The 2,760-nt window shown below is 60.9% G+C and carries 3 protein-coding genes; 2 read left to right on the forward strand and 1 reads right to left on the reverse strand.

Annotation, left to right across the window (positions count from 1 at the left end; genetic code table 11):
• The first annotated feature begins 185 nt into the window (after positions 1 to 185).
• Together VQ045_RS21485 and VQ045_RS21490 are read left to right on the forward strand one after the other, a co-directional pair.
• Positions 186 to 1,163 (forward strand): extracellular catalytic domain type 1 short-chain-length polyhydroxyalkanoate depolymerase, encoded by a 978-nt coding sequence (locus VQ045_RS21485; protein ID WP_331831570.1) that lies wholly within the window; start codon positions 186 to 188, stop codon positions 1,161 to 1,163.
• An 86-nt stretch (positions 1,164 to 1,249) separates the two neighbouring features.
• Positions 1,250 to 2,176 (forward strand): cation diffusion facilitator family transporter, encoded by a 927-nt coding sequence (locus VQ045_RS21490; protein ID WP_331831571.1) that lies wholly within the window; start codon positions 1,250 to 1,252, stop codon positions 2,174 to 2,176.
• Positions 2,177 to 2,228: 52 nt separating this feature from the next.
• On the opposite strand, the gene VQ045_RS21495 is transcribed toward VQ045_RS21490, so the two are convergent.
• A partial coding sequence (locus tag VQ045_RS21495; RefSeq protein WP_331831572.1) for a DUF2254 family protein occupies positions 2,229 to 2,760 on the reverse strand: 532 nt, incomplete at its 5' end.

The raw sequence follows: 2,760 nt of genomic DNA on the forward strand, positions 1-2,760 counted from the left end.
CCGTGTGAAGGGGAACCGGTGCTGCCATGACAAACCTCCGTTTGTCACAGTGATTCAGAATTCTGTCAGCTTGGGAATCCCCGAAGAGTCGGCCTTCGCTCCCGTTGGTATTACTGTCCGCGTCGATCCGTGGACAGTCACAACGCCCCCGGCCCGAAAGATTTAGGGCCGGGGCGTCTTCTTACATGGCCAATGTCGGCCCACGCACAGGGATTCTTATGCCAATATCTTCAAATACCAGCGATCGTCTTTCCGCCCTGGAAAATTTCGGAACGGACCCCGGCTCGCTGAGCGCGGACATTTATATTCCGGAGAACTTCCCGAAGAACGGCCCGCTTGTCGTCGTGCTGCATGGCAGCACCCAGTCGGCGGAAAGCTATGATATCGGATCAGGCTGGTCTACTCTCGCCGACGAATGCGGAATAGCGCTCCTGTTCCCGGGGCAAAGACTGACCAACAACCTCCTTGGCAGCTTCAACTGGTTCGAGACCGGCGACAGCCAACGCGGCGGGGGCGAACCGCTCTCGATCCGGCACATGATCAAACAGGTCGTTGATGATTATGCCATAGACCCGTCGCGTGTCTTCATTACGGGGATGTCCTCGGGTGGTGCCATGACATCCGTGATGCTTGCGACCTATCCGGAAGTGTTCGCAGGAGGGGCGATCATCGCAGGGTTGCCGTACCACAGCGCGAACAACATGATGGAAGCGATCATTCGCATGAAGGGATTTGGCAGCCCATCGGACAGCGCGCTTGACGCGTCTGTCCGTGAAGCCTCGGAATCCACAGGCCCCTGGCCGACGATTTCTGTCTGGCATGGCGGCAGCGATACGACCGTCGACAGTTCCAACGCCGGTGATATCGTCGGACAGTGGCAGAAGATCCACAACGTTGAAGGACCGCCGACACGTGTGGAGACGGTCGACAGTATTCCCCGGAAAGTCTGGTGCGACGCGGACGGGCGCGAGGTGATCGAGGAATACATTATCGAGGCAATGGGCCACGGCACGCCGATCAGTGCCGAGGGCGACGAGGGCCTGGGGGAAGAAGGTAAATACATGCTGGAAGTCGGCATTTCGTCGACCCGCCACATAGCGGATTTCTGGGGTCTGACGCGGTCCGGCGAAGCGAACCGGGCGGAACCGAGAACGCCAGCGTAGGTCGGCTCGTATTTTGGCCCGACGCGCCGCCTCTCGCTGGGTCCTACACCGCGCGTCGGGGCACTACCAAGAAGGCGCGGACCATCATGGCACGGCACGACAACACCACGGCACTCTACGCGGCCCTGTTCGGCAATCTGGCCATAGCGGTCACGAAGTTCATTGCAGCGGGGATCACAGGCGGCTCGGCGATGCTCAGCGAAGGCGTGCACAGTCTGGTCGATAGCGGCAACGAGGTTCTGCTGCTCTACGGGCAAAAGCGGGCCGCGAAACCTCCCGACGCGGCCCACCCGGTGGGGTATGGGCGCGAGCTTTACTTCTGGTGCTTCGTGGTCGCCATGATGATCTTCGCGCTGGGTGCGGGAATTTCGATCTACGAAGGTGTCATCCACATCCTCGATCCCGCGCCGATCAGCCGGCCCGGGATCACCTTCATCGTGTTCGGGCTCGCCTTTGTGTTCGAGTCTATCTCGCTCGGATTCGCATGGCGGGCCTTCCGCAAAACCAAGGGACGCCATAGCATCTGGCAAGCGGTCAGGCGCAGCAAGGATCCTACGTCCTTCACGGTTTTCCTTGAGGACTCTGCAGCCTTGATCGGGATCGTGATCGCCATGGCGGGGACGGCGGTTTCGGTCGTGACGGAGAACCCGGTCTGGGATGGTGCAGCGTCGGTCGCGATCGGCGTTCTGCTCGCTGGTGTTGCGGTCGTGCTTGCGCGCGAAAGCAAGCAGTTGCTGGTGGGAGAGACCGCCGACGCGGAGGTTGTCGCAGCACTGCGGGCGACAGTTGGCGCGCATCCCGAAGTCCGGCGTATCGTTGATCTGATCACGGTCCAGCTGGGTGCCGAGCAGGTGTTCGCGGCCTTCACCCTGGAATTTCCCGACGAGATGACCGTACCTGACCTGGAACATCTGATCGCCGCGATCGGCGGCACCGTCCGCAAGACGCATCCCGAGGTGACGCGTATCTTTGTGCGCCCGGAACCGAGACCGCAAGACTCCGCAGCCCTGTAAGTCTCGATCGGGTGCATCTTCGCGTCCGAAGGTCGCAACGATACGCTCCGATTCAGAGCTTCTTCCCGCTGCTCTCCTGTAAATCCAAAAGAGTTTTGCGGTCAAAGGCATGAACTGTCGGCCCCCCGCTTTCGCGCAACACCTGTTCACGCAACTCGGCAACGGCGACACTCGCGGCCAGCGGAAAAGACTTTTCCAACTTCGCGAGGGTTTCAGCAAGCCGGGTGACGACATCCGCATCGGTCATCCCGTATCGTGCAATCGCCGCGAAGGCCCGGCAGGTGACATCCCCAAGATCAAAGACTTCGGTCAAGACGCGCAACTGGCCACTCTGATCGAGCCGCATTGGGGAGGGAATGTCCCGGTCTGCCACTCGGCCAAGAACTTGTCCCAGCCGGTCGATGCAGTAGAGCGCGGTGGTGGGGTCGTTGATGCCGGGCGACAGGGAGCGTTGCGCCAGTTCCACGATGCGTGAGAGCGCCGGTGCAAAAATCCACCACTGAAGCGGCCGGATATCTGGCTGTTGGCCGGAGCAAAACTCCGCCAGTGATAGCCTTCGTGCCTTTGGCCGAGGGCGGGGATGA

It is taken from the genome of Aurantimonas sp. E1-2-R+4, assembly GCF_036549515.1.
Taxonomy (GTDB): Bacteria; Pseudomonadota; Alphaproteobacteria; order Rhizobiales; family Rhizobiaceae; genus Aurantimonas; species Aurantimonas coralicida_A.